Raw genomic sequence first — 26,223 nt, forward strand, 5'->3', positions numbered from 1 at the left:
CCCCTCGATCCAATACTCCAAAACGTCCAAGTCGTGATGAGCGCCACTTCCTACGACCCAGTAACCTACGGAGCCGTAGGTAGCGGGTAGCATGCCGCTCATGACTGCTGATCTCCTGGAGAGCACGGAGCGTGCGGAGACCAAGCCGAAGTGGCGCGGCTGGCTGCACGCCGGAATGTTCCCCGCCACGGTGGCCGCCGGGATCGTCCTGATCTGCCTGGCCGAACCGGGCCCCGCGAGGATCGCCTGCGCGATCTACTCCGTCAGCGCCTGGCTGCTCTTCGGCGTCAGTGCGGTCTACCACCGCTTCCACTGGGGCCCGCGCGGCGACGCGGTCCTGCGCCGGCTGGACCACGCCAACATCTTCCTGATCATCGCGGGGACCTACACCCCGTTCACCATCCTGCTGCTGGACGGCGCCGCCCGGCAGGTGCTGCTCTGGGCGGTCTGGGGCGGTGCGCTGGCCGGGATAGCGTTCCGGGTCTTCTGGGTCGGCGCGCCGCGCTGGCTCTACACCCCGGTGTACCTCGCGCTGGGCTGGGCCGCCGCGTTCTTCCTGCCGGACTTCCTGCGCGCCGGCGGCGTCGCCGTGCTGGTGCTGATGATCGTCGGCGGCGTGCTCTACAGCATCGGCGGCGTGGTGTACGGGCTCAAGCGGCCCGACCCGTCACCGCGCTGGTTCGGCTTCCACGAGGTGTTCCACGCCTTCACCCTCGGGGCCTTCATCACGCAGTACGTCGGAGTCTCACTGGTGGCCTACAGCGCGGCCGGCTGAGCCCGGCGCCCCGTGACGGGCGGTCGGCCGGTCGTGCGACCGGGCGGCCGCCCGTTCCGCCGTCCACTCCCGGACCGGGCGCTCGTGGACCGGGCGCTCATGGGCCCGCTCGTGCGGCGTCCGCTCGTACGGCGCCCGCTCGCGCGCCGCGTCGCGCCGGCGCTCGCGCGGCCGGTCGTGGCGCTCGTGGGCGTACGGGGCGCGGACCGGCCGCCCGGCCTGGCGCGCGTCGATCGCCTCCCGGGCCCGGCGGCAGCGCTCGCAGTGCGCGGCGTCCACCGTGCCGCCGGCCGTCCGGTGCGCACGCGGCGCCGGCCGGCGCTCCGGATCCGGGGCCTGGTGGAGCAGCCTCCAGCGGCGGCCCACGTAGACCATCAGCAGCAGCACCTCGATCCCGGCGACCACCAGCACCAGCGCGGCGCCGTGGATCAGATACGCCGCGACCACGGCCAGCGCCGAGCCCACCACCACCGCGGCGCCCCAGATCTGGGCACCCGACTCCCGAACGGCCATTTCGGCTTCCCCTTCCTGCGCCGGGCTCGTGGTCGGCCCCTGCCGCCCCACCCCTTCTCCGCTCTCGGCACGCATCGGCCCGCACTGACCGACGGCCACATCGTATCTACCGTCAGTCACCCGCAACCGCCCGAAAGCAGCGAACGACAGATCAACGTTGCGTCAATTCCCCGTGCGGAACGCACACTTCCAGGACACGTCACGGAGCGTGACGAACCGTTGGCGGCTGCCCGGCATTGACGGCCGCCATCTTTTGGGAGTTACTGTCATTTGACAGCGACTCCTTTCCAGGTTTCCGGAGGTCCCCCGTGTCCACTCCGCCCGACGACGGCCAGGCGGCCCCGCCCGGCCCGGACCCACGGCGCTGGCTCGCGCTCGTCGCGGTCGCGCTGAGCGTCCTGGTGATCAGCCTCGACATGACGGTCCTGAACGTGGCCCTGCCCACCCTGGCCTCGCAGCTCCAGGCCACCACCGGGCAGCAGCAGTGGATCGTCGACTCCTACACGGTGGTGTTCGCCGCCGTGATGCTCCCCGCCGGACTGATCGGCGACCGCTTCGGCCGTCGCTTCACCCTCACCCTGGGCCTCGCCCTGTTCGGCCTCGCCTCCGCGGTCGGCATGCTCGCCGACAGCCCGGACACGCTGATTGCCGCCCGCGCCGCGATGGGCCTGGCCGGCGCGCTGGTGATGCCGATGTCCATGGCGGTGATCCCCGGGCTCTTCCCGCCCGGCGAGCAGCGGCGGGCCACCGCGATCCTGGCCGCGGCGCTGGCCGTCGGCACCCCGCTCGGCCCGCTGATCGGCGGCTTCATCCTCCAGCACTACTGGTGGGGCGCGGTCTTCGCGATCAACCTGCCGCTGGTGGCGATCGGCATCACCGCCTGCGCCGTCCTGCTGCCGGAGACCCGCAACCCGGCCGCTCCCCCGATCGACGTGCCCGCCACCCTGCTCGGCGCCGGCGGGCTGGCCGCGCTCACCTACGGCATCATCGAGAGCCCCGAGCGCGGCTGGGCCGACCCGCTGGTGCTCGGCACCGTCGGCGGCGCGCTGCTCGCGCTCACCCTGCTGGTGCTGCGCAGCCGGCGCCGCGACGCCCCGATGCTCGACCTGTCGCTGCTCGCCGACGCCGCCTTCCGCTGGTCGACGGTGGCCGCGACGCTGGTGTCGCTGGTCCTGTTCGGCGCGTTCTTCGTGCTCCCGCTGTACTTCCAGAGCGTCCTCGGCGCGGACGCCTTCGGCACCGGTCTGCGGCTGATGCCGATGATGCTCGGCCTGATGGTGGCCGCCCGGCTCAGCGACAAGCTGGTCGCCCGCAGCAGCCCCCGGACGGTGATCGTCCTGGGGCTGGCCCTGCTGGCCGTCGCCCTGCTGACCGGCAGCCGGACGGAGGCGTCCGACGGCTACGGCCTCGCCGCCCTCTGGCTCACGCTGCTCGGGACCGGCATGGGCCTGTCCCTCATCACCGCGCAGGCCACCGCCCTGCTCACGCTGCCGCCCGCCCGGGCCGGCGTGGGCTCCGGACTGTTGCAGACCTTCCGCCAGGTCGGCGGGGCCATCGGGGTGGCCGTCTTCGGCAGTCTGCTCGCCCACGCCTACCGGGGCGCGCTGGACACCGGCGGGCTGGCGGCGGGCGCGGCCGAGCAGGCCGGGCGGTCGGTGGTCGCCGCGGACGCGGTCGCCGCCGCGGCCGGCGACCCGGCGCTGGCCGCCTCCGCGCACGGCGCCTACGTGCACGGGATGACGGTGGTGCTGCTGGTCTCCGGGGTGATCGCGGCGCTGTCGGCGGTGCTGGTCGCGCTGCGGATGCCCGCCGTCGAACCGGCCGGGCCGCCGCCCGCCGGAGCCACCGCGGTGCCCGCGGCCGATCGCGGATAATCGAAGACATGAACGCGACGCAGCCGGCAGCGGCACCTCCGACGGGACCGGGCAACCCGATCCAGGCGATGCTGGAGGCGCCGCTGTCGCTGCGCGAGCGGAAGAAGCTGAAGACCCGCCAGGCCATCCGCCGCGAGGCGTACCGGCTGATCGCCGAACTGGGCTACGAGAACACCACGGTGGACCGGATCGCGGCCGCCGCCGAGGTCTCGCCGTCCACCTTCTTCCGGTACTTCGCGACCAAGGAGGACCTCGTCCTCACCGACGAGTACGACCCGGCGATGATCGAGGCCCTGCTCGCCCGCCCCTCCGACGAACCGTTTCTGCGCTCCTGCCGGGAGGCCGTCATCGGGTTGATCCGGCACCTGATGGACCACGAGCGCGAGGAGATGCTCGTCCGGATGCGGCTGGTCCGGGAGGTCCCGGCGCTGCGGGCCCGGGTGCTGGACAACGCCAACGACCCGCGGCAGCTCTACCTCACCGTGCTGACCCGGCGCTCCGGCCTCCCGGAGCCGACCTTCACGATGCGGGTCGCCGCCACCGCGCTCGCCGCGGTCACCACCGAGGCGGTGCTGCGGTGGGCCGAGTCCGAGGGCGCCGAGGACATCGCCGAACTGGTCGACCGCGCCTTCGCCGTCCTGGAGGACGGCTTCGCCGGTCTGTAGCGGACGCGCCCGCCGGCGGGGCCCGGTCCGGTGACCGGGCCCCGCCGCCGTCACCCGCCGGTCCGGCGCCGCGCCGGCGCTCCGGCCCGCCGCCGCAGGGCCACGCCCGCGCCCGCGAGCGCGGTGGCGCCCAGGGCCGCGGCCGCCGTCGCCGCGGGCAGCGCCGTGCCGCCCGCCGGCTGCGGGGCGGCGGGCTCGTAGCCACCGCCCCGGCCCGCCCGGTCGTACGCCGAGCCGGGCAGCTTGTCGCCGTACCGCTGCCGGACCAGGCCCTGGTAGGCGGCCAGGCTCACCCCGGACTCGCCGACCGAGCGGCGCGCCTCGTCGTCCAGCGGCAGCACCCGGCCGTCCCGCAGCACGTACCAGGCGTTGATCTGCGGCTCGCGGAACGCCGTCCCGCCGCCGCCGTCGGCCGCCCGCGCCGCGTAGTCGCCCTCGTCACCGCCGGTGGCGATGTTGACCACCCGCCAGCCGCCGTCCTGCTTCACCGTCCAGACCGAGGCGACCTGGCCGTCGGCCGCCACCACCCGGCTCGCGGCGAACTCGGCGCGGGCCACCGGTGCGCCCGGCGTTCCGGAGACGAAGGCGGCGTCCAGCGTGTACACCGGCACGGTGTCCCCCGCCAGCCGGGGCGCGGTGGCGGCGGCCTCCGCCTCCCCGGCCGCACCGGGAGCGAGCCGTCCGGTGGGCGGGACGCCCTTGCGGGCGAAGAAGCGGCCCACCTGGTCGAGCACCGCCGGACTCTGCACCGCGCTGCGGGCCCGGGCCAGCTCCGCGGCCGGCACCGGCTCGGGCACCCCGGTGGCACCGGCCGGACCGGAGGACCCGCCCGGACCGGCCGGACCGGTGGCGGACGCGGCCGGCGCGAGCGCCAGCCCCAGGCCGGCGGCGAGCAGGACGGCCGCCGCGCCGCGGCGGACCGCGGCCTTGCGCATGCTGCTCATGTCGCCCCTCACGCGCCGATCCGGTACAGGGAGTGGGTCCAGGAGAACGTGCCGTTGGACACGTAGTAGTTGTAGTCCGCGCAATGGTATGGCCGATGTAGTTTCGATAACTTCACCCGCCAGGCGCGCCAGCCTGCGGGTTGTCTGTTGTCCGGGCCTCGGGGTGGGGGCCCGGACCGGTCGGCCGGCAAGCTGGGTCGCGAGGGGGCGGGAAGCTTTGGGCGGGGTCCTGCCGGTGGTGGGGTCGGGCATGGCCGGGGGGCCGTAAGCTGTTGCGACTCGGTCAGGGCTCTTTGGGCCTGACCGCAATTTGGCCGAGTGGCCCCCCGGTCTTGCCCGACGCGGGCCCCGCCAGCGGCGGGTGCGTAAAGCTTCCCGCAACCGGCCCTAGCCAGAGCGCGGCAGCCGTCCGACAAGGGAGCCTTCGCCTCCGCTGCCGCAGATAGTTAGAGACCCCACTGCGGCGACTGCGGTGGGGTCTCTGCCAGCGAGACGCCTGGGGCGGGCCTTCAAATCGCGCCGAACTCGCCTGCCTGTACCGCGTTGACGAACGCGCGCCACGCGTTGGCCGGGAAGACCAGCGCGGGGCCCTCAGGGTCCTTCGAGTCCCGGACCGGGACAGCGCCAGGAAGGCTGTCCGACACCTCGATGCACTGTCCCTCCTGTGCGCTGTAGCTGGACGCGCGCCATGTGGCCGTTGTCAGTAGGTCACCCATTCTCAATCCCTCGTCGAACGTGCCGGATGAACTCGATTGAAGACGCTTTCGACAGGGCCTCAACCTGTAGTTCATCGTACTCACCGGCCCAAACCGCCAGCGTGCGCGAGTCGCGCTCAAGGAACCCTCGGCGCTGCATCTCGCCGTAACCAAGCACGGCACCCGTGGGCATGGTCAGCAAGGTCACCGGGTGCGCGAACGGCCGATCTTCGCCAAGCGAGAACGGCGAGACTTGAATGATGACCTGCGGGTGTGCTGCCAGCGACTCCAGGTGAAGCAGCTGTTCCCGCATGACCGCCGGGCCCCCAATGGTGCGGCGCAAGCACCCCTCATCTATCACGGCATGAATGCGTGGCCCTGCCTCGGTCAAACGCGCCTGCCGCGTCATGAGCAGATTGGTTCGCGCGTCAGCCTGTTCCTGGGTTGCGCGTCCTCGACGGACGCGGGCGTTCTGGTAGGCCTGCGCATAGGAACGGGTCTGAAGGAGACCGGGGACGACGTTGATCTCGAACAGGTCGATCCTGTCGGCAGCCGCTTCGTTCCGGAGGTACTCCCGGAACCCGTCGAGCAGTACGGACCCCCGCCCCCTTCGCCACTCCTGCTCGAAGTGGCCCGCCAGCTCGAACGCATGATCAAGTCTTCTTGCAAATTTTTCAGTTGAAGGCTTTCGCCCGGTCTCCACTGCGGACACATGTACAGATGAGTACTGGGTGAGCCGTGCTACATCCTGCTGGGTCCACCCCCTCTCCTCTCGCAGCCTGCGCAGTTCAGCGCCAAAGGCTGCGGCGGGGGACTTTGAAGGGTCAAGATCCTTGCGGTTCATGATCGTTACTGACTCTTCCTTCGCGCTTGAACGGGTTGAAGAGGCCTCGGACTCTACGCCACAGTTGTGTCATCCGGTAGCGATCTGACTACGGAAGGGAGCGGCCATGGCTGCACAGCCGAGGGAGCCGGCCAGACCGGACTACTACCCGAAGCTTGGTGAGCAGGTTCGTGATCGCTTGAACAGCAGGAACGGGGTCTACATGGGCACCGTTGGCGGACAGGTTTACCTGCGCCGCGCGGACGGTGGTGTCGAGTGGACGACATGCCACAGCGAGATCGAACCGGCGATCGCAGTGGACGAGTTGAACACCCGTACGCGCGGGCGTGGCCCGCAGTCGGTGAGCAGCGTGGCGTGATTGAGGCGGACGTCCTGCCTCCACCTGGTTGGCAGATCGGGCGTTGCTTCCGTTGCAACGAACGGACTGAGGTTGCACCCGCAGTTGAGTTCTGGGGCAGCACGTTGCCGCTCTGCGCCGACTGCTTCAGACACGCAGCTCGCTGGATCCACAGAAGCAATCTGAGGGTCAGCTTGTACAACAACAACGATTCCGTCACCGCGTAGCAAGGAACGGAGCCACGATGCCGAGCGAGCCCGACCTCGCGCCCGCCCCTCCCAAGCCCCCCGTGCCTCCCCCGGCGCCCGCGTCCAGGACCCTGGAGCCGAGTGCCCAACCGAGGGCCGGCCTCCACAGCGGCTAGTCCCTACGACTCCCGCCGTGCACCGGTCTCCGATGTTGGTGCAGCGGCGGGTATCCCCCCACCCGTCAGGGTGTCGGCTATGGGGGATGGCCCTGCCTGTTCCGGCCCCCACGTTGGGACGGGCGGGGTCGCACACACCCCCGGAGGCGGTCTTTTACGGCGTGCTGTCCTCCGGGCTTCCGCTCGCGGACGTGAGGTCGCACAGGTTCGCGAGCAACCGCCCGCCCCAAGGTGCAAGGAACTGATTGGGGCGGGCGGGCACCCCACGCCCCCCGGGGAGGGGACATAGCTCCCTTCTCCGGGTCCTCGGCGCTCCAGGACCGGAACATCCTGTGAGCGCCCGCCCGCCCCGGCTCTGATGATCGGCCGGGGCGGGCCCCGATCTCCGTGCCCACCCTGGGGCTGTGCCGGGCACGGACCGCCTCGCCTGCTGCGTCTCGGAACACGCGGCCGGCGGGGCACCCCCCACCATCGGCCCGCCCCTGGAAGCGCTGCCCGCTCCCGGGGCGGGCTCTTACTCTCTCGGAGGCTGTCAGTCATGGAGCACCCCCGCCGCCGGCTCGGCGCAACGGTCCTCATCCTCACCCAAGCGGGTGACAAGGTGCTGTTGGTCCACCCGACGTACCGCGAGGGCTGGATCCTTCCCGGTGGCGGTGCCGACCCCGGGGAGTCCGTGTCCGAGGCGGCGCGCCGAGAGGTGCAAGAGGAACTGGGCCTGAGCCTGGTGGTTACGCACGGACTGACCGAGGACCAGGTCCCGGCCGACGCTGTCACCGGCTCCCCCGAGGGGATCAACATCGTGTGCGACGGTGGACGGATGACCCCCGAGGACGCTGCGGCGCTCTCGCTGCCGGTCACGGCCGCCGGGGAGCTTCGCGCCCTCGCCTGGGTGCCGCTTGACCAGCTCTCCGACTACTGCGAACCGTTCATGGAGCGGCGTGTCCGGGCGGCCGTTGCAGCCGCCGTCCGGAACTGCCGGTTCCCGCTGCTCTACGAGGGCAGGCCGGCGATCGCATAGTTCCCATGAGCCCCCGCCCTGGCGGACGTCGGGGAAGAATCCTCCCAGGGCGGGCCTATCAGAAGGACAAGTTGTCATGCCGGTACCTCGGGTGCGCTTCATCGACGTTGCCGGGCCGGACGTGTATGAGAGCGTCGAAAGTGGCGTCTGGAGCCGGGAGTTCGAAGACCACGACAGCGCCTGTCAGTGCCCGTGGCGGAAGTACGGCGGATGCGTGGATGACCTCGCACTGCCGCCTCGGTTCGGACTCTACGTGCACCCCGACGGACGCCGGGGCACGTTCGTCCGCCGCACGCGGAAGTACGACCCGGTGAGTTGGGCGGTTACACAGACCGTCGTCACATTCGAGCACGCCAACGCCAACGGTGAGGCCGTCCGGTGGTCGCTGAAGTGCGCGTTGCGTCTCACCCCCTAGACCCCCGCCCCGGTGCTGCTATGGCTGCCAGCAGCGGGGCGGGCACCAACCGCCGGCTACCTGCATAGAGCTGGACGGGTGCACAACCCCCCGCCCCCGGTGACGTGTCGGGACGGACGCGGACGATCGGGGGCGGGGCCTCAGGCCCTATTGACCTGCGCGTACAGGGGTGCGCACGGTAGGCGCGACCTGATGCGCCATCAGGTCGGGACGAGGCCCCATATTCCCCTGCTCCGCCGAGCCAGGAGCACGCTGCGGGGCGGGTTTGCACAACCCGCCCTCGCGTTCGCGAGGGCGACCCTTCGAACAAGGGAGACACTGTGCGCAACGAGATCACGGACCTGCGGAACGACCCCGACGAGAGCCCGGACGACGGCAAGGGCAGCAACCCGCAGCCGGGCGACAGCGACGACGGCAGGAAGTACGGGGCCTGACTCGCTAGCCTGACATGACTGAACCCGCCGGACCGCCCGATCTGGACAACCAGGCGGTCCGGCGGACCGTCTGAGGGGATGTCACAGAGTGGCGCACTGGCACGCGTACGGGTGGATCGGCCGAGAACGGGCCGAGAGCAAATCGAATGATGACGACCTGCCGCCGATGGAGATCAAGTACTGGCTCCGTAAGTCGCCGCGCTTGATCCGGGGGACGTTCAAGACCGTAGATGAGGCGGTCGACTGGATGGCCGGCGAGCTGGCGCAGTACCCCTACCCGGAGTCGTACGGTAGCAGCGACGACGCGCGCCTTCAGTACGTCCGTGACACGCTCTCGCTGTCGGCCGGGAATGACGTTGTCTGGGGGTGGTACCCGAACAATTCTCAGTACGTCTCCCGCGCACTCATCGCGTGCCCTCGGACAGCGGACGGGATCCCGTGCCCGCAGGGCCTCTAGGGCGCCGATAGGGTGAGATCGGGGCGCGGTTTCGATGGGACTTCGACCCCCCGCCTACCGCGCGCCCTTGGGTCCCGTCCCGCTGGTGAACTCTGGCAGGACGGGGCTTACTTCGTCCTCGGCTCCGGCCGCTCACCAGGCGGGACGACTGTCGACCCCTTGCCCCACCGCGTGGTGATCAGCCCCTCTTCCTCCCGGAGTACTTCGAGCGCGCGGCGAATTGTCATGTTAGCCATCCCGAAGCGAGCCATCAGAACCGTCTCGGACGGAAACGGCTCGCCCTGATCGTAGGCACCGCTGCGAATCTCGGCGGCCAGCTCGGCAGCAGCAAGACGGTAGGGCGGCACTCGGCGGGGGCGATCAGGCATGGCGCCAGCGTAGAGAGGTGGTCCGCATCCTTCTACTTAGGTGAGTGGAGGGGTAGAGAACTTAGAGGAGTGGGCCTATCGTGGAACACGAAAGAACCCCCGGCCGCCGATTAGGCCCGGCGCCGGGGGTCTGCGCCGAATGCTTATGGGAGCACTCGACATGTCTAACTCTACCTTCTGGGCTTGGTGCGTCAGCGCTGCCGGCTGCTTGGTCGCAGCTACGGCCCTCGCGCTCTGGCTCACCGCCAAGGTCACCCCCAAGGGGCGTCACCGGGCGGGCGCGGACCCCATCCGGATCACCCTGGACGGGCTCCAGGCCCCCGCGTACCACCGCCGCCCAACCATGGCTCCGCCCCGGACCGAACAGGCCCCCCACCATCCCGCACTGCCCGTGCCGATGTCCTTGCCGCCTCTTAGCCCCACTCGACAGGAAGTCGAAGCGACGGTGACCGAACGGGAGCGGCGTGCCATCCGTGGTCCCGAGGGGCCGGAGCCGGAGCCGGTGAACGTGGTTCCGCTGTGGGAGCGGGACGAAGAGCGTCGTCGGGGTGATCGGCGGCGTGCCCTCGTGGCGGCGTCCAAGGGGCTGCCCGATCCCGGGTACTCCTATGAGGGTGCGCATCGCCTCACTGGGGCGGTGGCGTGATGGCCCCAGCGACCACTCGAAAGCCTGTGTGCGGTGCTCGGCGCCCTGGTTGCGCGTCTCCCTGCGCACTGACTCCGTTCCACGGAGGCGGCCACGTGAACGCGCTCGGGGAAGCCTGGCCGCGCGTCGGTCCGGTCTTCTGCGCCCGCTGCGGGAATGAAGCCGTAAGCCCGGTCGCGGCCGGACACCAGGAAGCAGCGACCGGCCCCGGATTCACCAGGTGGGTGTGCTCGCCAAGCTGCTCCTAGCCGAACCCGACGTGCCCCGCTCGGAACACCTCCGGGCGGGGCTTTCGGCTGCCTGAGACCGCGGTAGGGGTGGCTGGTCGTGGCTGAGACAGTAGCGGTGACCGGCGACTGCGAGTAACTTGGACGGCTCGATAGGCCGTTGGGAAGCCTCGGAAGGCCTGCGTCCCGAGGCCGTCGCCTGTCTGTTTACCGTATGGCCGTGTTGCTGTCGGTGGCGTGTGGTATCGATTTTCGGACAGCCGATGCCCATCGGCGCGGGGGTGCTCAGACGGGTATACGGGGAGCGGCAGGCATGTCGAACTGGCGTGACGGCGGCGACGAGAGCGGGGACGTCTTCCTTGGCGGCGGGCCGACGGTTGAAGGGGTGGACTATGAAGCCGCCTGGTTGGAGGCGAGGGCGGCAGCGATCCATCTGAACTCGGTGCTCGCGGCGCTCGGGTTGCAGGGCGTTGATCAGGTCAAGGCGCAGGCAGGCTGGTCGGACGACGGTCACGGGGTGGTGTTCCTGAGAGGAACGCTCTCGGGTGCGCGGAAGCTGGGCGTTGCGCTCGACCGCATGGTCGCCCGGGACAGCAGCGGCAACGATCCCGGCCCTGATGCGCCGGCCATTAACTGATCGTTTCAGAATGCCACGAAGGTCCGCGCCCCCATCGAGCGCAGCCAGTGGATCATGGTCCAGGGCGCGCGGCCGTCGGGCGCCTGGCGCCCGGCCGGGACCGGCCGTCAGGCCGCAGCCCGGCCGGGGCGCCAAAGGCGACCGGCGGCGCTGTGCGCCGCCTCTTGAGCGAGTGAAGAAACTATTCGACAGTCCGGCAAAGGCCGTTCGGGAGTCGGTTGGGTCGGGCGGCTTGCCCCGTCTGTGGCTGGCACGGCCGCTACCAATGTGGGGCATGCTGATCGTGTGGGCGACGACCGTCAGCACGGAGCGTTGGGGGCGACGAACCCTGGGGCGGCTGGTCGGCTGCCAAGTTCGGTTCGGCGGATCTTACTGGGCGGCGGCCCGGGTGAAGTTGCTTCAGCTGCGCCGCCATGGGGTCAGCATGGTAGACGCACTGCACCGGGTTCGGTGATTCGCTTGCGCCTGTCCGTACCCACCTCGGAGAATCTGGGAAGGCTGCGGGTAGGTCGATGGGTCCGGGGAGGACGATGCTTGAGACGATCTTGGGCCTTGGCGTAGGGGCGGCGTCTTCCCTCCTCGCCTTTTGGGTCGCGCGCGCCAAGCGGGCAAGGGCAAAGGATTTTGCCAGCGTTACCGTTACTGGGAGTTATGCAATTGCCCACCCTGACGGTAAAGTTCTTAAAGTTTCCCCGACGGGTCTTGATCGACCCTTCGCCGTTGGATCCCTGTCTGCGCATGTCGTCCTCGATACGACTTCCGCCCGATTGTGGGACTACATTGAATCTCGTAGGGATTTCCACGGGGATTTCGAAGAGCTTCCAACTCAGTTCGGCGAGCGGGATGCGGATCTTGTTCGAATGGCTAGTGATCCGGATTCGTCGCTAGCTTCAAGCCATCTAGCCGAGGGGTTGGATTCGTTGTTTCGCACCCTTGGGCCGCCTCCGATGTCACAGGCCGGAGATTCGGAAGTGGTATTGGTTGGCGATGGGGGCGGGCGGCAGTGATGATGGCACGACGCAATGCCGGCAACGAGTTGAGTGGCCTAGACATCGCCCTGGAGTGGGGAAAGCTCCCACCGGAACATCTGACCGCCGCGCTGAAGGCGCTTGAGCCGGAACTCAAGCGTGCGCACGAGCTGCGGATGAAGCGCGCCGACATGGAGGAGCAGGAGCGGATTTCGGCACGGGAAGCGGAGGAGCGGCACGCGCAGCGCTCCTATCGCCTCTACATGACTGGCCTCGCTGCTGGCTTTACGCTGTGCGCTGGAATGCTTGTTGGATCGGTTATCGAAGCGATCAACGGGCAAGCAGTATTGGCTGTGACGCTTGCCGGTCCCACCATGCTTGGCGTTGCGTCATTGTTCGTTCTTCGGCAACGCTCCGCTGGTCAGGGTCGGCGGGCGTCCGGTCGCGCACCAGCCGTTCCTGGACAGCAGGCCAGTCCGGCTGTCGTGCCTAATGCGCAACCCCTGGAGCCGCTGCCCTAGTCGAGGGCGATAAAGCGTCGTTCACATCTCGACCGGCCGACTCTACGGGCTAGCGACTTGTGAACATTGAACGGCGGTCCGCTCGCAAAGGGCGGGCCGCCGTTCTCGGTGCCGTCACCGTATATTTCATCGAATCTTGCTCAGATGCGCTCTCGGTTGACGGGGCGGTGGGTGATCGTAAGTTGGGTGGCGGCTCCGGTCATGGTGAGGGTTTCCAGCATGAGGGGGCGGGCGTCGGCCTGGGTACGGGTGACGCGCTGGGAGACGAGTAGCGGTGTGTTCTCGGGGACGTGGAGAGCGGCGCGTTCGTCGGGATTGGGCATGCGCGCGCTGACACCTTCGTGCCATTCGATCGGGCCGTGTGCTGCGGCCAGTGCGGCGTAGGCGTCGGTGTTGAAGACCTCGGGCCGCTGGGCGAGCACGGTGCTGGTGATCTGCTCCATGGGCAGGAGCCCTGAGTAGCGGGCGCGGACCCCGCTGGACTCGTGGGTGTAGAGGCGCTGAACGAGAAAGGCGGCCTCCCCTTCGTCGGTCTCCAGGGTTGCCGCCGCGCTGGGCTCCAGTCGGACGCGGTAGACGGTGGGCTCCTCCGCGTCCTGCCAGCCGGCCGGGCAGTGGTACTGGTCGCCGTTGCAGATGACAGTGCGCTCGATGTTGATCGTCGCGTTGTGCTCCGGCTGTGGCCCCCGGACGAACGTCCCGCGCCCCTGCTGGACGTCCAAGAGCCCGTCAGCACGCAGCTCGGCGACGGCTTGGCGGATGGTGGGGCGGGAGACTCCGTAGAGGGCGGTGAGCTTGTCCTCGGTCGGGATCTTCTCGCCTGGTGTCCACGTGCCACGTGCGATGGCCTTGCGCATCTCGCGTGCCACCTGCTTGTAGAGGGCCTGCCCCTTCACAACCGCCACTTCTGCCCCTTTACCGTTGGGTCGTTCGTGCCCGCCACGTTCGTTTTCCAACGGACATCCGCGCTGCTCAGGGCGCGTACCGAGACCTGAAATCAGCAGTCGTCAGGATGATTGCCCTTGCGTCCGGCGTCAAGTGGGCTCATCATCGACCTCCCGCACAATTCATCATGACGACTTACCAATCTGGGGGTCGTCCGGGAGGGGTTGGTAGGGCATGACCTTGAAGAATCTCCCGTTGGACGCCGGGCGGCTGGGTGTGGCTCTGTGCGTTTCCGTGGAGGCTAAGACCGTTCCCGAGACGGGTGAGGTCAAGGCGGACCGCGACGGGGTTCCGGTGTGGACGGTCGGGGTGGCGGTGCGCCCGGAGGGGCGGCGGACTGCGCTGATCGAGGTGGCGGTGAGCGGTGAACCTGCTGGCGTGATGGTCGGTCAGGTCGTGAACTTGGTGGGCCTGGAAGCGTTCTGGTGGGAGATGAACGGGCGTACGGGTCTGTCCTACCGGGCGGACTCGGTGGTTGCGGCCCCGCCCCCGGCGCGACCGGCCCGGCAGACCGGCGACCCCCGCGCCACTGGTGGGGGCTCGGAGTGAGCGGGCAACGTCGAACCTGGCAGGACCTTCGGGAACGGTTGAGTGACCTGGGGGACTTCGCCGACGAGATGGGGCCGGACCTGGACTGGGGGCGGGCCCGCTTCCTGTACGCGATCATCGCGCCGATGGCCGAGGACGCCGCGCTGCTGGCTCGGGACCTGGAGGGCGAGCTGTACATGCTCGCGGCCGAGCACGGGGTGACCTTGCCCCGGTCGGGGCCGGGCGGCGGTGAGACCCCGTGAGCGAGGAACGGTGGCGGGCTCTGGTCGGGCCGGGGCGGGTGAGGAAGGAATCCCGGTCGGTCGTTCCCGGGATGGCGGACTGGAGCACCCGGGCGTGTGCCTTCCTCCTGGAAATCTCTATCGCCGGGGGGATCATGACCACCTATACGGCGCTCCTGTACTACGCGCGCCCGCCGCTGGCGCTGCTGCAAGCCGTCGCGCTGCTGCTGAGCGTCCATTTGGAGCCGGTGTACCGGTTTCTCTACTGGGCGCTGCCGCTGATGTTCCTGGTGTGGCAGTGGGCGGTTCGGGGCCGCACGGGTCAGTCGCTCGGTCAGCGCGTGATGCGGATCGTGACGGTCGACGAGGACACCGCGCGTCCGCTGGGCCCGGCCCGTTCCATCGTGCGGAGCCTGCTGCACGTGGTGGATGTCGCGCCCGGGTTCTTCGGGTTCGTTCGGCCGCTGGTGCATCACCGACGGCAGACCTGGGCTGATCAGATCAGCCGGTCCGTGGTCGTGGACATCGATGTGATCAACGAAATTGCGGAGGTGAGGAAGTGAGCAAGATCGAAACTGCGGCGGCGGTTGTGGCCGAGGCGTCGGTGCCGCCGGCGGTGTGGACGGTGGGCGTGCTGGTGGCGGGTGCGCTGGTGCTGGCGGTGGTGTCGCCGGTGCTGCGGCGCCGGGCTCCGAACGTGTGGTGGCCGCTGTGCGGGTTCCCGGTGGCGGTCCTGCGGTTCTGGTGGACCTGGCGCAGGCTGGCGGACCTTCAGGGCCTGTCGGTTCCCCGGCGGCCGGCGACGGCCCTGTTGGGCAGCGTGGTGGTGCAGGGGCGGGCGTTGAGGCCGGTCAAGCCCCGGGCGGGGGTGCCTCGTTGGCAGCGTGGCGGGATGACGGTGCGGGTTCTCCTGCACTCGGGCCAGACCCCGGAGGTGTACGCGGCGGCGTGTGAGGCGATGGCCCACGCCTGGCGGATGTTCGCGGTGAGGGCGGTCTCCGACACCCGGGGCACGGTGTGGCTGGTGGCGAACGCCTGGGATCCGCTCGGCATGCCGGCGGTGCCCTTCCGGGGGTCGGTGGGTCTGCTGACGGCCGTGGTCGGGGTGTGGGAGGACGGCGGGCGCTGGCTGGTGAACCTGCGGCGCGTTCCCCACTGGCTGATCGTTGGGGCCACGCAGTCGGGCAAGTCCACGTTCCTGGCGTCGTTGGTGGCTCAGTGGGCGCGACAGCCGGTGGCGATGGTCGGCATCGACCTCAAGGGCGGCATGGAGCTGTCGATGTTCGGGCCGCGTCTGACGGCGCTGGCGACCAGTCGCGGTGAGGCGGTCGAGCTGCTTGATCGGTTGGTGGAGATCACCACGGGCCGGATGGCGCTGTGTCGGTCGGCGGGTGTGCGCTCGGTGTGGGAGCTGCCGGACAAACAGCGCCTGGTGCCGGTGGTCGTCCTGGTGGATGAAGTCGCCGAGTTGTACCTGACGGCGACCAGCGCGGATAAGGCCGAAGTTGCACGGGTGGCGACGGCGCTCCTGCGGCTGGGGCAGCTCGGGGCGGCGCTGGGCGTCCACCTGGTCGTCGCCGGCCAGCGGTTCGGCTCCGACCTCGGGCCGAGCGCGACGTCGCTGCGGGCGCAGTTGACAGGGCGGGTGTGCTTCCGGGTGTCCGACAAGGGCACAGCGGAAATGACCTTGGGCGACCTCGACCCCGGCGCGGTGGACGCGGTGCAGTCGATCTCGGTCTCCATGCCCGGTGTCGCGGTGGCCCACGGTGCGCCGGACGGCGGCTGGATGCGGGCCCGCTCCTACCGGGTCACTCCAGAGGACGCCCGGGAGACCGCACAGCGGTTCGCGCACCTGACTCCCGCCGTCGGCCAGTTGTACGCCGGGGCTGCCGCGTGAACTTCACCATCCCGCTGACGGCGTTCCTGTTCGTGATCGTCGTGATGATGGTCCGCTCGCGTGAGCTGAGGATCTGGCAGGCGGTCTTGGTGGCGGTGTTCGGGTTCTTCCTGGCCCGCACCAACCTGGCCGATCCCGTGGAGGCGGCGGTGAGGTGGTTCGTCACCGGCCTGACACACTCCGGTGACCCGTCGACCTCCGTGCCCAACGGCCCGGCCATCACGATCGAACCGGCGGTCCCGCCCGCCGTCAGCAGCGCTCCGGGCGCCTGAAGCCCTGCCTCCCGCTTCTTTGACCGAACTGGAGTTCCCATGGATCGACCACGACCACAGTCCTTCGGGTCCGTGCTGTCCGTCGTCCTCGGTCATGCCGGGTTCTGCCCGGTGTGGCCGGGGCGGCCCATCTTTCCTTGGAGCCATCCCCCATGAGCAGCGGTCTTCTTGGTGACCCTTCGGCCCGTCGCGCCTACCTGGGGCTGGACGAGCGGTTGCGTGGTTTGAGTGAGGTAGATCGTGATCTGGTCCGCCTCGGGCAGATGCCGGGCCTGTCCCGGTGGTTGGAACAGGTTGCCGCGACCGGTGGGTGTGCCCGGCCGGTGTACCTGATGGGTGGATCCGCGACGTTCGATGTTGCCTCGGGTGAGCTGGTGCGCCGGTACAGCACGGCGGGTGAGCCCGGGGAGCGGCTGGCGTTGCGGTGCCGCAACCGGCGTTCCTCGCGCTGCGGGCCGTGCTCATGGCTTCATCAGGGCGACAGTTGGCACCTGGTGCATGCAGGGCTGGCCGGCGGCAAGGGCGTCCCGGCAGAGGTGCGTTCGCATCCGACGGTGTTCCTGACGCTGACAGCGCCGTCCTTCGGCCGGGTGCACCGTGCGGGCCGCTGCCACCCGAAGCGCCCGGGGGTGTGCGCTCATGGGCAGGCGCTGGGCTGCGGGCGGGTCCACCCGGACAACGGCGCTCTCGTGGGCGGGCCGCTGTGTGTGGAGTGCTACGACTACCCGGGGCACGTGTTGTGGAACGCCCACGCGGGTGCGCTGTGGAAGGCCTTCACCGACAACCTCTATCACCACCTGGCAGCGCTGACCGGGGTGGGCCGGTCGGCGGTTCGGCGTCTGCTGCGGGTGTCGACGGTCAAGGTTGCGGAGTACCAGCGCCGTGGGGTCGTGCACTTCCATGCCGTGGTGCGGCTGGATGGTCCGGCCGGGGCCGTCGACTGGCCGCCTTCGTGGGCAACGACCGATGTCCTGGTGGAGGCGGCCCGTACGGCGGTCGCGGCGGTGGCGCTGGCTGCTCCGGTCTCGGTGGCCTACGGGGAGAGGAGTCTTCGCTTCGGCGCACAACTGGACGTTCACGAACTCCGCGGCGAGGTGGACTTCCCGGAGACCGGTGAACGGGTCGCCGCTTACGTCGCGAAGTACACCACCAAGGGTGCGGAGGCTGCGGGCGCCGTCGACCGGCGAGTGACCAGCGCGGCGGAGATCCGGCTTCTGCGGGTGTCAGCTCATATGCGGGCCTTGGTCGGGGCCTGCTGGCGACTGGGCGGCCTGCCGGAACTGGCGCACCTGCGGCTGCGGGCCTGGGCTCACATGCTCGGTTTCAAGGGCCACTGTCTCACCAAGACGCGGGCGTACTCGACGACGTACCGCCGTCTGCGGGCCGAACGGGGGGATTACGTCCGTGGCGCGCCCGCTGGCGAGGGCGAAGTGACCGTGGGCGCCTGGCGGTTCGCCGGAACAGGGCATCGCCCCGGAGAGGCTGTGATCGCTGAGCAAATCGCCCTTGACCTTGAGCGGACCCGAGAGATCGCCCGTGACTACGCGCCCTCCGGGTGGGTGGGTGGGGCGCGGCGGCGCGGCGGCGGGGCTGAGAGCATGGCTCGGCCGGCGAGCGGGGCCCGTGATGGATGATCACCAGGGGGGCGTGCCCGCCATCGTCCCTGACCAGAGTGTGGATGATCGGGACTGGGAATGGGCGACAGAGAATGCGCGAAGCTCGCCGGAATGGTCAAATGAGCAATGGCGGCGCATAAATGAGATCCTTAATCTTCGGATTGAAGAATCCCAGTAGCGCCGCCATAACCCTACCGAACTTTCCGCGAATCACCCCCTGTGTTGTAAACAGGGACGAGTCGGTCACGGAGCGGCACCCTGGCGCCTTTACCCACAGGAAGAATTACCAGAGCGGCAAGTGCGTTTTCGACGAAAGCCCGCCTTTCTTCAAGGGTGATATTCGGCCGGTTCCACTGCTCTTCGATGTCCACTGGCCTCGCTCCCGAATGTTGGGCAATCCACTTGGCGCGCCGCCTGCGGAGCTTCCGCTCTTCCGCTTCATACTCGGCTAGGTCCTCGTAATAGCGCGCGGCGCTGATCCTCCCTCCTCGGTGTGCCTTCTTGGCTTCGGCTATGTCGTTGAGGATGGCTGCGAGCTTCTTCTCATCTGGCCACTTGCTGGATGAGGCCTTTGCCCCGCGCCGCGCCGACTCCTGCCTGTGCTTGGCTATCACAAGCTTTCGGATAAGCTCGTCGACTTCGGGCCCTGGAGCGGAAACGCCGTGGCAATCCCCGCAGGTGTAGTTGAAAAACCCCGGGGGCTTTTTCTTGTCGTAGGACTTAACTCCGCGCATCCGGCCGTTGCACTCGCTCTTGCCGCACCTGAGCGTGCCGCTTCCGAGATAGGTTCGAGAATTAGCCGCAGTTCCACGCCCCGGACCGGATTCGAGGATTTCGCATATATCCTCCCATTGCTTCACGGTCAAGATTGCTTCATGCACACCCTTGACCGGCTTCCCCTTCTCGTTGTAGACCGGAAGCATGCGCCGACGCTCGGCCTGCGTCTCCTCGTCGTACTCGATTTCAGTGCGGGACCTATACCCACAAATCCGAGGATTGCTCAGAACCAACTTAAGTGACATGGTGGTCCACTGGGCTCCGCTGGCAGTCAGAATTCCTTTACGGCGCCATTCGGCCACAATGGGATTCCATTGGCGCGTTGCAATAATCTTTCTGGCTGCACCGCGCAGAAGATTTGCCTCCTTGGGGTCCAAGGTTCGCCGATCCGCCATCCACCCAAAGGGGCGCGGTCCGCCGGCGGGTATTCCTGCCCGCTGCATTGCCCGATGCTTCCGACTGACGCGCCGCGCGGTGTCTGCCGATGATTTGTTGTTCATCGCGGTAATGACTCGGGCCATGGCGCGACCGTTGTCCGTCAGCAGATCGAGCGATCCGGTGATATCGATAATCGGAACGCCGTAGCGCTGGACGACATCGATGCAATCCTCAAGATGGCGAGGATCGCGAGTTAGGCGGTCTATGTCGTAGACAATAAGGCCGTCTAGGCGTTCGCCATTCGGCGCGCGGCGGGCTTTCAGATCGTTTAGGGAAGCATCCAATACGGGCCGGATTACGCGATACACTAAGGTGCCATCGGGCAGCCTGACACGACGGCGCTTCCATGCAGAGGTGTCCGGCTCGCGGTATGTCCAGACGTAGACTCCTCCGCGCCGCTCCACAAATTCCCGGTCGTCCTTCTCCTGTTCATCGGTGCTCTTGATGTCCCGGCCGGTCAGGTACGGGGTTCGTCCGGGCCCGTCCTCGTTGGGAAGATCCCCCTCCTCTTCCTCCGTGGACAAGCGCGTCAGCCCTGCCCAGTTCATGCCTTCGAACCGGCCTTGCTGCACTCGCGTGATCAGGTCTTTGTCCATACCTAGAAACTACATTCGCACTACCACTGTGCCCAGTTGTAGCGGTAGTTGGACGGCCACGGGTCGCCCCAGTAGACCCAGTTGCTGCCGGTGTCGTAGCCGTACAGGACGTGCATGTGGCCGCCGCCGGAGCTCCACTGGATCCGGGTCTCCACCGGCCGGTCGGCGTTCACCTCGCTCTGCACCGTGCCGTAGCGCAGGTAGCCGCTGACGTACGAACCCGGGTTGATGCCGATCCAGCTCAGGGCGTTCTGCACATCGCCCAGCGTGGCCTGGCTGTTGGGGCAGCCGGAGTTGGCGGAGCGGCCGAACGCCGCGTTGCAGAACTGGTTCTGGCTGTAGTCGTAGCCGTACCAGGTGGCGATGGTGTTGCCGCTCGCCGCCCAGCACCAGTTGCTCTGCTGTTGCTGCTGCATGGTGATGTTGAGCTTCTTGGACGTGCCGGCCAGGTCGGCCGTGGTACCCGCGGCGGCCGCGGGCCGCACCCGCGGCAGGGGGCCCGCGGCCGTGGGGGCGGCCTGGGCCGGGGTGACGGCCGCGACGCTGAGCGCCGGACCGAGGACGCCGAGCGCGAGCACCGAGAGGGCGCGGCGCAGGCGTATCCGAGAGACAGACATGGGGGATTGGCCTCCTTGCGGCAGGCAGAGGAGTCGAGAGGTGTGGGGGTGCGGTCCGGATCGCGCACCGAGCATCGCGCCGTTGACATGGCCGGTCAACGCCTCCCGGCGGCCCGTCCACCCGGTGTGAACGGGCCCGCCGCGCTGTGAACGGCACCACCGGAACCCCCGCCGGGAACGCCGGAACCGGTGACAAACCCCCCTCCACATGTGAATATTCACGACCGGCCGGGCCCACCGCCCGGACCCTCGCCGGGCCGCCCCCGTCCCGCCACCCGAGGAGACCGCATGCAGCGGACCGACCAGCCCGACCTCGTCACCGCGCTGCGCACCGGCCCGTTCGACCTCGCCCTGCGCACCGCGATCGCCGCCCGCGGCCTCGCCCTGCACCGCATCCGCGACCACCTCGCGCTGCGCGGCGTGCACATCGGGGTCACCAGCCTCAGCTACTGGCAGCAGGGCCACCGCCGCCCCGAGCGCCCCGAATCACTGCGCGCTGTCCGCGAGTTGGAACGCGTCCTGGATCTCCCCGCGCACTCCCTCACCCGGCTGCTCGGCCCCCGCCGAACCGCCCCCGCCACCCCGGCCGGCCCACAGGTCCGCCCCTACCGCGACCTCATCACCCCGGCCGCCGCCGTCGACGACCTGCTCGCCGAGCTGGCCGGACCGCGCGACAGCGGCCTGCACACCATCACCCACATCGAACGGATCCGGATCGGCGCCGACCGCCGGCTGCGCCGCCGCGACTCCCAGCACGCCCTGCGCGCCCACCGCGACGGCATCGACCGCTACCTCGCCATCCACCAGGGCGACCCCGGCAGCGACATCACCCGGGTCGGCGTGCGCGCGGAGGAGAACTGCCGCCCCGGCCGCATCCGCCGCGACCAGGCGCACGACCTGCTGATCGCCGAACTGCTGCTGGACCGCCGGCTGCGCGCGGGCGACACCCATCTGCTCGGCTACGGCTTCGACGACGCCCCGGCGCCCGAGCCCAGCTGCGAGTACATCCGCGGCTTCCACACCGGTGCCGGGCAGTACGTCCTGCAGATCACCTTCCACCCGGCCGCGCTGCCGGTCCGCTGCCACCGCTTCGCCCGTCGCTCACCGGCCGAGAAGCCCTACGAGAGCGAGGAGTTGACCCTCGACGGCCACCACTGCGTCCACCTGGTCGCCACCGCCGTCGGGCCCTGCATCCTCGGCATCGGCTGGGACTGGGAGTGAGGCCGTTCCCCGCAGGCTCCCCGGGCCCGGGTTCACGGGGTGCGCCGGGCCCGGGGCCGCGGGAGGGCGTCGTACCGGGGTCGACGGTGCCGGCCAGCCGGTCCCGGACTGTCGGACCGGCCGCCGCGCGCGGTGCCCGGCCGGGCCGGCCCGGCCGGGCACCGCGTCCACCGCGACGCTCCCCGGCGGCCGCCGCCGTCACGTCCCGAAGGCCAGCTCCAGGCAGTCCTCCACCGGCCGGTAGCCGATCTGCTGGTAGATCGAGTTGCTGGTCGGGTTGGAGAGGTCCGTGTACAGCAGCACCTCCGCCGCTCCGCCGGCCAGGGCCGCGGCCGAGGCGGCCGCGGTGACGGCGCTGGCGTAGCCGCGACCGCGGGCCTCGGCCGGGGTGTAGACCGGGCCGAGCCGGGACATCCCGGCGACGACCGCGCTGGCCCCGGCCACCGCGACCGGCCGCCCGGCGTCCTCCCACAGGTGCAGCCGGCCGTCGGCGGTCCGGTCGTCCACCGCCTTCGCGACGTTGGGGAGGAGGGCGTCCGCCTCGGCCGCGAACTCCTCGAACCAGCGGATCAGCAGCTCGCGGTCGGCCGGCCCGGCGAGCCGGGAGCGGCCGGCCGGCGGGCGCGGCGGGCCGGTCAACTCACCGAGGCGGTAGAGGCGTTCGCTGGTCCGGACGGTTCCGGTGACCCCGGTGGACCCGGCCCACGCCGCGCCGAACGCCCGCACCGCCGCCACCCCGCCGCCGACGCCGGTGATCGGCGTGGGCCCGGCACCGGCACCGCCGCCCGCGAGTTCGACGGCCAGTCCGGCCGCCGCCCGCTCCGGCATCAGCCCCAGCCTCGGCACGAACGGCGGGGTCCACACGAACGCCCCTTCGACCTCCCCGTCCGGCTCCGGGCGCCACCAGCCGAACAGCGGCGCGCCGTCGCCGTAGAAGCGGGGACCGCGCGCCGCCAGCCGGTCCGCGGCCGTGAGCAGCACCGTGTTCTCGGCCGGGTGCGCGGCGAGGAAGCCGACGGCCTGGGTGCGGAAGTCGTCGAGGGTGGTGCTGAGAGTCCAGGGCATGGCCCATCCTCTCGCCGTCGCCCCGGCGCCGGCCACCGCTTTATCCGGGTGCGGACACTCCCAGCCGCTCGGCGAGCTCCGCCGGGTCGGTGGTCGGCGCGTCGCAGGTGAAGTGCCGGCAGACGTAGGCGGCGGGCGCGCCGTCGACCAGCGGCCGGCCGGCGAGCAGCGGCACCTCGTCGCTGCCCGCGCCCGGCTCGCCGAACGCGACCACGGCGCCGGGCGCGGTGCCCAGCAGCGCGGTCCGGTGCAGCGCGACCGTCCCGGGGTCGCCGGCCGGGCCGATCACCGCGACCTCGCGCGGGCCGTCGGCCAGCGCCTCGGCGGCGGCCAGGCCCCAGCCGACGAAGCGCGGCGCGCGCGAGGCGAGCGCCCCGACGATGCCGAGCGCCCGCTCGGCGGCGGTCCGGTGGCGGTCCGAGCCGGTGTACGCGGCGTAGGTGAGCAGCGCGGACGCGGCGGCGGTCCAGCCGGACGGGGTCGCGTTGTCGGTCGGGTCCTGCGGGCGCCGGATCAGTTCCTCGGCGTCGTCGGCGGTGTCGTACAGCGCGCCGGTCCGCTCGTCGGCGAAGTGCTGGAGCACGGTGTCGAGCAGTCCCCCGGCCAGCTGGAGCCACTCGGCCTCGCCGGTAACGGCGTACAGCGCGAGGAAGCCCTCGGCGGTGTCGGCGTAGTCCTCCAGCACGCCCGCGTTGGCACCGGGCCGCCCGTCCCGCGAGGTGCGCAGCAGCCGGCCGTCGGGGGTGAGGTGGACGGCGAGCAGCAGGTCGGCGGCGCTCTCGGCGGCCCGGACCAGGTCGGGGCGCTCCAGCAGGGCGCCGGTCTCGGCGAGGGCGGCGATGGCGAGGCCGTTCCAGGCGGCGACCACCTTGTCGTCCCGGGCGGGCGCCGGGCGGGTCGCGCGGGCCGCCAGCATCCGCTCCCGGATCGCCTCGTACTCGGCGGTGTCCTCGGGGTCGGCGACGAGCTGGAGGACGGAGGTGCCGTGCTCGAAAGTGCCCTCGGCGGTGACGGAGAACAGCCGGGCGGCGGTGGCCGCGTCGGCGGGGCCGAGCAGGTCGACCAACTGGCCGGGCTCCCACACGTAGTAGGCGCCCTCGGCGGTGGCGCCGGTCTCCTCGTCGAGGCTGTCGGCGTCCAGCGCGGAGGCGAACGCGCCCTCGGGGGTGCGCAGTTCGCGCAGCAGGAAGTCGGCGGTGGAGAGCGCGACCCGGCGGGCCAGCGGGGAGCCGGTGGCCCGCCACAGGTGCAGGTAGGCGCGCAGCAGCAGCGCGTTGTCGTAGAGCATCTTCTCGAAGTGCGGCACCACCCAGCCGGCGTCCACCGCGTACCGGGCGAAGCCGCCGCCGAGCTGGTCGTGGATGCCGCCGCGGGCCATCGCCTCACCGGTGCGGACGGCCATCTCCAGCGCGGCCTGCGAACCGGTCCGGGCGTGGTGGCGCAGCAGGTACTCGACCGCCATGGCCGGCGGGAACTTGGGCGCCCCGCCGAAGCCGCCGTGCCGCGGGTCGAAGTCCCGGCTGAGCGCGACCAGCGCCTCGTGCAGTTCGGCCTCCCCGGGCGGCTGGTGCACCCCGCTGCCGGCCGCGTAGACGGAGGCCCGCTCCGCCAGGTCGCCCCGGATCCGGGCGGCGACCTCGCCGACCTCGTCGCGCCGGTCCCGCCAGGCGGCGTGGACGCCCTCCAGCACCTGCCGGAACGACGGCATCCCGTGCCGGGGCTCGGGCGGGAAGTAGGTGCCGAAGTAGAACGGCTCCTTGCCGGGCGTCAGGAAGACCGTCATCGGCCACCCGCCCTGCCCGGTCGCGGCCTGCACGGCCTCCATGTACACGGCGTCGACGTCCGGCCGCTCCTCCCGGTCCACCTTGACCGCGACGAACCGCTCGTTGAGGTACTCCGCCGTCCCCGCGTCCTCGAAGGACTCGTGCGCCATCACATGGCACCAGTGGCACGCCGCATAGCCGACGCTCAGCAGGACGGGCACCCCGCGCCGTGCCGCCTCGTCGAACGCCGCGGGGCCCCAGGGCCACCAGTCGACCGGGTTCTCGGCGTGCTGCTGGAGGTAGGGGGACGTCGCGTCGGCGAGGCGGTTCGGCATGTCCCCCATCCTTGCGCATCCGCGCGTCGGAGGGGGCGTGGCCTCACTCCTTCGGGGCCTCCGGCTCCTCGGTGAAGTTCACGCGCTTGAACTGCTTGTTCATCGACTTGGCCAGGAACCAGGTGGCCACGCCGAGGGCGGCGAAGACGACGAAGCCCAGCAGGCCGGGGGTGACCTTGGCGTCGTCGACGGCGAGCTCGACGGCGAGGTGGGTGAGGTTCACGGGGGCACTCATATCTCTATGGTGGCCCGGCTCACGGGGAGCCGGGCCGTCGGGGGGTGCTTCAGTCCCGCGTGTCGGCCGACTCGGCCGTCAGGCTGGGGGTGCGCAGGCCGGCGAAGAGGTCGTCCTCCGGCAGGTCCACGTCGACCAGGGTACGGGCGAGCTCGTAGTCCTCGGTGGGCCACACCTCGCGCTGGACCTCCAGCGGGACGCGGAACCACGGGCCGTCCGGGTCGATCTGGGTGGCGTGCGCGATCAGCGCGCGGTCCCGGGTCTCGAACCAGTCGTCGCAGCGGACCCGGGTGGTGATCTCGCGCTCCTGGCGGCCGCTCTTCTCCCAGCCGGCGATCCACTCGCCGTAGGGGGACTCGTGGCCGTTCTCGGAGAGGTACGCGTGCAGGGCGCGGATCCGGCCCATCGGGAAGCCGTGGTTGTAGTACAGCTTCAGCGGCTGCCAGGGGTCGCCGGCGCCGGGGTACGCGTCGGGGTCGCCGGCGGCGTCGAAGGCCAGCATGGTGATCTTGTGGGTCATGATGTGGTCGGGGTGCGGGTAGCCGCCGTTCTCGTCGTAGGTCGTGATGACCTGCGGCTTGAACTCCCGGATCAGGCGGACCAGCGGTTCGGCCGCCTCCTTGACGTCCTGCAGGGCGAAGCAGCCCTCGGGCAGCGGGGGCAGCGGGTCGCCCTCCGGCAGGCCCGAGTCCACGAAGCCCAGCCAGGCCTGCCTGATCCCGAGGATCGCGCGGGCCTCGTCCATCTCCTTGCGCCGGACCTCGTGGATGTTCTCCTCGATCTCCGGCCGGCCCTGCAGCTTCGGGTTGAGGACCGAACCGCGTTCCCCCCCGGTGCAGGTGGCCACCAGCACGTCCACCCCCTGGTCGACGTACATGGCCATGGTCGCCGCGCCCTTGCTGGACTCGTCGTCCGGGTGGGCGTGCACCGCCATCAGTCGCAACTGCTCACTCAACGCGTGCGTTCCTTCCGCA

The 26,223-nt window shown here is 70.3% G+C and carries 28 protein-coding genes; 16 read left to right on the top strand and 12 right to left on the bottom strand.

The features are described from left to right. Positions 1–100: 100 nt before the first annotated feature. A complete protein-coding gene (locus ACF1AK_RS26995) occupies positions 101–775 on the top strand; it encodes a hemolysin III family protein (protein WP_391501411.1) in 675 nt (224 codons plus the stop codon). Here the strand turns inward: ACF1AK_RS26995 and ACF1AK_RS27000 are convergent. Continuing rightward, positions 746–1,288 (bottom strand): hypothetical protein, encoded by a 543-nt coding sequence (locus ACF1AK_RS27000; RefSeq protein WP_391501412.1) that lies wholly within the window; start codon positions 1,286–1,288, stop codon positions 746–748. The genes ACF1AK_RS26995 and ACF1AK_RS27000 overlap by 30 nt on opposite strands. A 308-nt stretch (positions 1,289–1,596) precedes the next feature. Here ACF1AK_RS27000 and ACF1AK_RS27005 point away from each other — a divergent pair, with 308 nt between their 5' ends. Together ACF1AK_RS27005 and ACF1AK_RS27010 are read left to right on the top strand one after the other, a co-directional pair. Next, positions 1,597–3,162, top strand: coding sequence for an MFS transporter (locus tag ACF1AK_RS27005; protein WP_391501413.1), 1,566 nt, complete (start codon positions 1,597–1,599; stop codon positions 3,160–3,162). 8 nt (positions 3,163–3,170) lie between these two features. Next, positions 3,171–3,827 (top strand): TetR family transcriptional regulator, encoded by a 657-nt coding sequence (locus ACF1AK_RS27010; RefSeq protein WP_391501414.1) that lies wholly within the window; start codon positions 3,171–3,173, stop codon positions 3,825–3,827. A 50-nt stretch (positions 3,828–3,877) separates the two neighbouring features. Here the strand turns inward: ACF1AK_RS27010 and ACF1AK_RS27015 are convergent, their stop codons facing one another. The 3 genes from ACF1AK_RS27015 to ACF1AK_RS27025 form a co-directional block, all read right to left on the bottom strand. Further along, complete coding sequence (locus tag ACF1AK_RS27015; protein ID WP_391501415.1) at positions 3,878–4,771, bottom strand: hypothetical protein; 894 nt, start codon at positions 4,769–4,771, stop codon at positions 3,878–3,880. Between the two features lie 509 nt (positions 4,772–5,280). After that, positions 5,281–5,562 carry a DUF397 domain-containing protein gene (locus ACF1AK_RS27020; RefSeq protein ID WP_391501416.1) on the bottom strand — a complete coding sequence of 94 codons (282 nt, stop codon included), beginning with the start codon at positions 5,560–5,562 and terminating at the stop codon, positions 5,281–5,283. After that, the gene (locus ACF1AK_RS27025) at positions 5,480–6,310 is read right to left on the bottom strand and encodes a helix-turn-helix domain-containing protein (RefSeq protein WP_391501417.1); all 831 of its coding nucleotides are present in this window, start codon (positions 6,308–6,310) and stop codon (positions 5,480–5,482) included. The genes ACF1AK_RS27020 and ACF1AK_RS27025 overlap by 83 nt, the downstream gene beginning before the upstream one ends. A 106-nt stretch (positions 6,311–6,416) precedes the next feature. Between ACF1AK_RS27025 and ACF1AK_RS27030 the strand changes: the two genes are divergently transcribed. The 3 genes from ACF1AK_RS27030 to ACF1AK_RS27040 all read left to right on the top strand — a co-directional run bounded on the left by ACF1AK_RS27030 (position 6,417) and on the right by ACF1AK_RS27040 (position 9,335). Beyond that, complete coding sequence (locus ACF1AK_RS27030; protein ID WP_391501418.1) at positions 6,417–6,668, top strand: hypothetical protein; 252 nt, start codon at positions 6,417–6,419, stop codon at positions 6,666–6,668. Positions 6,669–7,549: 881 nt separating this feature from the next. Next, positions 7,550–8,029 carry an NUDIX domain-containing protein gene (locus ACF1AK_RS27035; RefSeq protein ID WP_391501419.1) on the top strand — a complete coding sequence of 160 codons (480 nt, stop codon included), beginning with the start codon at positions 7,550–7,552 and terminating at the stop codon, positions 8,027–8,029. Positions 8,030–9,044: 1,015 nt separating this feature from the next. After that, the gene (locus ACF1AK_RS27040) at positions 9,045–9,335 is read left to right on the top strand and encodes a hypothetical protein (RefSeq protein WP_391501420.1); all 291 of its coding nucleotides are present in this window, start codon (positions 9,045–9,047) and stop codon (positions 9,333–9,335) included. 107 nt (positions 9,336–9,442) lie between these two features. Here the strand turns inward: ACF1AK_RS27040 and ACF1AK_RS27045 are convergent, their stop codons facing one another. Then, positions 9,443–9,703, bottom strand: coding sequence for a GntR family transcriptional regulator (locus tag ACF1AK_RS27045; RefSeq protein WP_391501421.1), 261 nt, complete (start codon positions 9,701–9,703; stop codon positions 9,443–9,445). A gap of 1,186 nt (positions 9,704–10,889) precedes the next feature. Between ACF1AK_RS27045 and ACF1AK_RS27050 the strand changes: the two genes are divergently transcribed. The 3 genes from ACF1AK_RS27050 (at position 10,890) to ACF1AK_RS27060 (ending at position 12,702) form a co-directional block, all read left to right on the top strand. Further along, entirely contained in the window at positions 10,890–11,213 is a 324-nt protein-coding gene (locus tag ACF1AK_RS27050) for a hypothetical protein (RefSeq protein WP_391501422.1), read from the top strand. A gap of 530 nt (positions 11,214–11,743) precedes the next feature. Then, the gene (locus tag ACF1AK_RS27055; protein ID WP_391501423.1) at positions 11,744–12,220 is read left to right on the top strand and encodes a hypothetical protein; all 477 of its coding nucleotides are present in this window, start codon (positions 11,744–11,746) and stop codon (positions 12,218–12,220) included. Further along, positions 12,217–12,702, top strand: coding sequence for a hypothetical protein (locus ACF1AK_RS27060; RefSeq protein ID WP_391501424.1), 486 nt, complete (start codon positions 12,217–12,219; stop codon positions 12,700–12,702). Before ACF1AK_RS27055 ends, ACF1AK_RS27060 begins: the two co-directional genes overlap by 4 nt. Before the next feature lie 140 nt (positions 12,703–12,842). On the opposite strand, the gene ACF1AK_RS27065 is transcribed toward ACF1AK_RS27060, so the two are convergent. Continuing rightward, the gene (locus ACF1AK_RS27065) at positions 12,843–13,658 is read right to left on the bottom strand and encodes a GntR family transcriptional regulator (RefSeq protein ID WP_391501425.1); all 816 of its coding nucleotides are present in this window, start codon (positions 13,656–13,658) and stop codon (positions 12,843–12,845) included. A 163-nt stretch (positions 13,659–13,821) separates the two neighbouring features. Here ACF1AK_RS27065 and ACF1AK_RS27070 point away from each other — a divergent pair, with 163 nt between their 5' ends. The 6 genes from ACF1AK_RS27070 to ACF1AK_RS27095 all read left to right on the top strand — a co-directional run bounded on the left by ACF1AK_RS27070 (position 13,822) and on the right by ACF1AK_RS27095 (position 18,220). Further along, positions 13,822–14,196 carry a hypothetical protein gene (locus tag ACF1AK_RS27070; protein ID WP_391501426.1) on the top strand — a complete coding sequence of 125 codons (375 nt, stop codon included), beginning with the start codon at positions 13,822–13,824 and terminating at the stop codon, positions 14,194–14,196. A 38-nt stretch (positions 14,197–14,234) separates the two neighbouring features. Continuing rightward, entirely contained in the window at positions 14,235–14,438 is a 204-nt protein-coding gene (locus ACF1AK_RS27075; protein ID WP_391501427.1) for a hypothetical protein, read from the top strand. Beyond that, on the top strand, positions 14,435–14,980 hold the full coding sequence (locus tag ACF1AK_RS27080; RefSeq protein WP_391501428.1) for an RDD family protein: 546 nt from the start codon (positions 14,435–14,437) through the stop codon (positions 14,978–14,980). The genes ACF1AK_RS27075 and ACF1AK_RS27080 overlap by 4 nt, the downstream gene beginning before the upstream one ends. Next, a complete protein-coding gene (locus ACF1AK_RS27085; protein WP_391501429.1) occupies positions 14,977–16,314 on the top strand; it encodes an FtsK/SpoIIIE domain-containing protein in 1,338 nt (445 codons plus the stop codon). The genes ACF1AK_RS27080 and ACF1AK_RS27085 overlap by 4 nt, the downstream gene beginning before the upstream one ends. Next, the gene (locus ACF1AK_RS27090) at positions 16,311–16,586 is read left to right on the top strand and encodes a hypothetical protein (RefSeq protein ID WP_391501430.1); all 276 of its coding nucleotides are present in this window, start codon (positions 16,311–16,313) and stop codon (positions 16,584–16,586) included. The genes ACF1AK_RS27085 and ACF1AK_RS27090 overlap by 4 nt, the downstream gene beginning before the upstream one ends. Before the next feature lie 152 nt (positions 16,587–16,738). Beyond that, on the top strand, positions 16,739–18,220 hold the full coding sequence (locus tag ACF1AK_RS27095) for a replication initiator (protein WP_391501431.1): 1,482 nt from the start codon (positions 16,739–16,741) through the stop codon (positions 18,218–18,220). A gap of 173 nt (positions 18,221–18,393) precedes the next feature. Here ACF1AK_RS27095 and ACF1AK_RS27100 read toward each other — a convergent pair whose 3' ends face one another. Together ACF1AK_RS27100 and ACF1AK_RS27105 are read right to left on the bottom strand one after the other, a co-directional pair. Next, complete coding sequence (locus tag ACF1AK_RS27100; RefSeq protein WP_391501432.1) at positions 18,394–20,013, bottom strand: recombinase family protein; 1,620 nt, start codon at positions 20,011–20,013, stop codon at positions 18,394–18,396. A 20-nt stretch (positions 20,014–20,033) separates the two neighbouring features. After that, a complete protein-coding gene (locus tag ACF1AK_RS27105) occupies positions 20,034–20,630 on the bottom strand; it encodes a papain-like cysteine protease family protein (RefSeq protein ID WP_391501433.1) in 597 nt (198 codons plus the stop codon). A 288-nt stretch (positions 20,631–20,918) separates the two neighbouring features. Here ACF1AK_RS27105 and ACF1AK_RS27110 point away from each other — a divergent pair, with 288 nt between their 5' ends. Next, entirely contained in the window at positions 20,919–21,851 is a 933-nt protein-coding gene (locus tag ACF1AK_RS27110) for a hypothetical protein (protein ID WP_391501434.1), read from the top strand. Between the two features lie 198 nt (positions 21,852–22,049). Here ACF1AK_RS27110 and ACF1AK_RS27115 read toward each other — a convergent pair whose 3' ends face one another. The 4 genes from ACF1AK_RS27115 to mca are packed head-to-tail and all read right to left on the bottom strand — an operon-like array spanning position 22,050 to position 26,204. After that, complete coding sequence (locus ACF1AK_RS27115) at positions 22,050–22,916, bottom strand: GNAT family N-acetyltransferase (protein ID WP_391501435.1); 867 nt, start codon at positions 22,914–22,916, stop codon at positions 22,050–22,052. Positions 22,917–22,956: 40 nt separating this feature from the next. Continuing rightward, positions 22,957–25,014, bottom strand: a complete 2,058-nt coding sequence (locus ACF1AK_RS27120) for a thioredoxin domain-containing protein (RefSeq protein WP_391501436.1) — start codon at positions 25,012–25,014, stop codon at positions 22,957–22,959. A 43-nt stretch (positions 25,015–25,057) separates the two neighbouring features. Beyond that, a complete protein-coding gene (locus tag ACF1AK_RS27125; protein WP_380296639.1) occupies positions 25,058–25,249 on the bottom strand; it encodes a hypothetical protein in 192 nt (63 codons plus the stop codon). A 49-nt stretch (positions 25,250–25,298) separates the two neighbouring features. Then, positions 25,299–26,204, bottom strand: coding sequence for a mycothiol conjugate amidase Mca (gene mca / locus ACF1AK_RS27130; protein WP_380296641.1), 906 nt, complete (start codon positions 26,202–26,204; stop codon positions 25,299–25,301). Positions 26,205–26,223 lie beyond the last annotated feature (19 nt).

Origin of the sequence: Kitasatospora sp. NPDC015120 (assembly GCF_043080305.1) — a bacterium.
Classification (GTDB): domain Bacteria; phylum Actinomycetota; class Actinomycetes; order Streptomycetales; family Streptomycetaceae; genus Kitasatospora.

Excerpts from the sequence above, each read along its gene's own strand:
- ACF1AK_RS26995 (WP_391501411.1), top strand. The coding sequence starts at position 101 with ATGACTGCTGATCTCCTGGAGAGCACGGAGCGTGCGGAGACCAAGCCG.
- ACF1AK_RS27000 (WP_391501412.1), bottom strand. The coding sequence starts at position 1,288 with ATGGCCGTTCGGGAGTCGGGTGCCCAGATCTGGGGCGCCGCGGTGGTG.
- ACF1AK_RS27010 (WP_391501414.1), top strand. The coding sequence starts at position 3,171 with ATGAACGCGACGCAGCCGGCAGCGGCACCTCCGACGGGACCGGGCAAC.
- ACF1AK_RS27015 (WP_391501415.1), bottom strand. The coding sequence starts at position 4,771 with ATGAGCAGCATGCGCAAGGCCGCGGTCCGCCGCGGCGCGGCGGCCGTC.
- ACF1AK_RS27020 (WP_391501416.1), bottom strand. The coding sequence starts at position 5,562 with ATGAACTACAGGTTGAGGCCCTGTCGAAAGCGTCTTCAATCGAGTTCA.
- ACF1AK_RS27025 (WP_391501417.1), bottom strand. The coding sequence starts at position 6,310 with ATGAACCGCAAGGATCTTGACCCTTCAAAGTCCCCCGCCGCAGCCTTT.
- ACF1AK_RS27030 (WP_391501418.1), top strand. The coding sequence starts at position 6,417 with ATGGCTGCACAGCCGAGGGAGCCGGCCAGACCGGACTACTACCCGAAG.
- ACF1AK_RS27035 (WP_391501419.1), top strand. The coding sequence starts at position 7,550 with ATGGAGCACCCCCGCCGCCGGCTCGGCGCAACGGTCCTCATCCTCACC.
- ACF1AK_RS27040 (WP_391501420.1), top strand. The coding sequence starts at position 9,045 with ATGGAGATCAAGTACTGGCTCCGTAAGTCGCCGCGCTTGATCCGGGGG.
- ACF1AK_RS27045 (WP_391501421.1), bottom strand. The coding sequence starts at position 9,703 with ATGCCTGATCGCCCCCGCCGAGTGCCGCCCTACCGTCTTGCTGCTGCC.
- ACF1AK_RS27050 (WP_391501422.1), top strand. The coding sequence starts at position 10,890 with ATGTCGAACTGGCGTGACGGCGGCGACGAGAGCGGGGACGTCTTCCTT.
- ACF1AK_RS27055 (WP_391501423.1), top strand. The coding sequence starts at position 11,744 with ATGCTTGAGACGATCTTGGGCCTTGGCGTAGGGGCGGCGTCTTCCCTC.
- ACF1AK_RS27070 (WP_391501426.1), top strand. The coding sequence starts at position 13,822 with ATGACCTTGAAGAATCTCCCGTTGGACGCCGGGCGGCTGGGTGTGGCT.
- ACF1AK_RS27095 (WP_391501431.1), top strand. The coding sequence starts at position 16,739 with ATGAGCAGCGGTCTTCTTGGTGACCCTTCGGCCCGTCGCGCCTACCTG.
- ACF1AK_RS27100 (WP_391501432.1), bottom strand. The coding sequence starts at position 20,013 with ATGGACAAAGACCTGATCACGCGAGTGCAGCAAGGCCGGTTCGAAGGC.
- ACF1AK_RS27105 (WP_391501433.1), bottom strand. The coding sequence starts at position 20,630 with ATGTCTGTCTCTCGGATACGCCTGCGCCGCGCCCTCTCGGTGCTCGCG.
- ACF1AK_RS27110 (WP_391501434.1), top strand. The coding sequence starts at position 20,919 with ATGCAGCGGACCGACCAGCCCGACCTCGTCACCGCGCTGCGCACCGGC.
- ACF1AK_RS27115 (WP_391501435.1), bottom strand. The coding sequence starts at position 22,916 with ATGCCCTGGACTCTCAGCACCACCCTCGACGACTTCCGCACCCAGGCC.
- ACF1AK_RS27120 (WP_391501436.1), bottom strand. The coding sequence starts at position 25,014 with ATGCCGAACCGCCTCGCCGACGCGACGTCCCCCTACCTCCAGCAGCAC.
- ACF1AK_RS27125 (WP_380296639.1), bottom strand. The coding sequence starts at position 25,249 with ATGAGTGCCCCCGTGAACCTCACCCACCTCGCCGTCGAGCTCGCCGTC.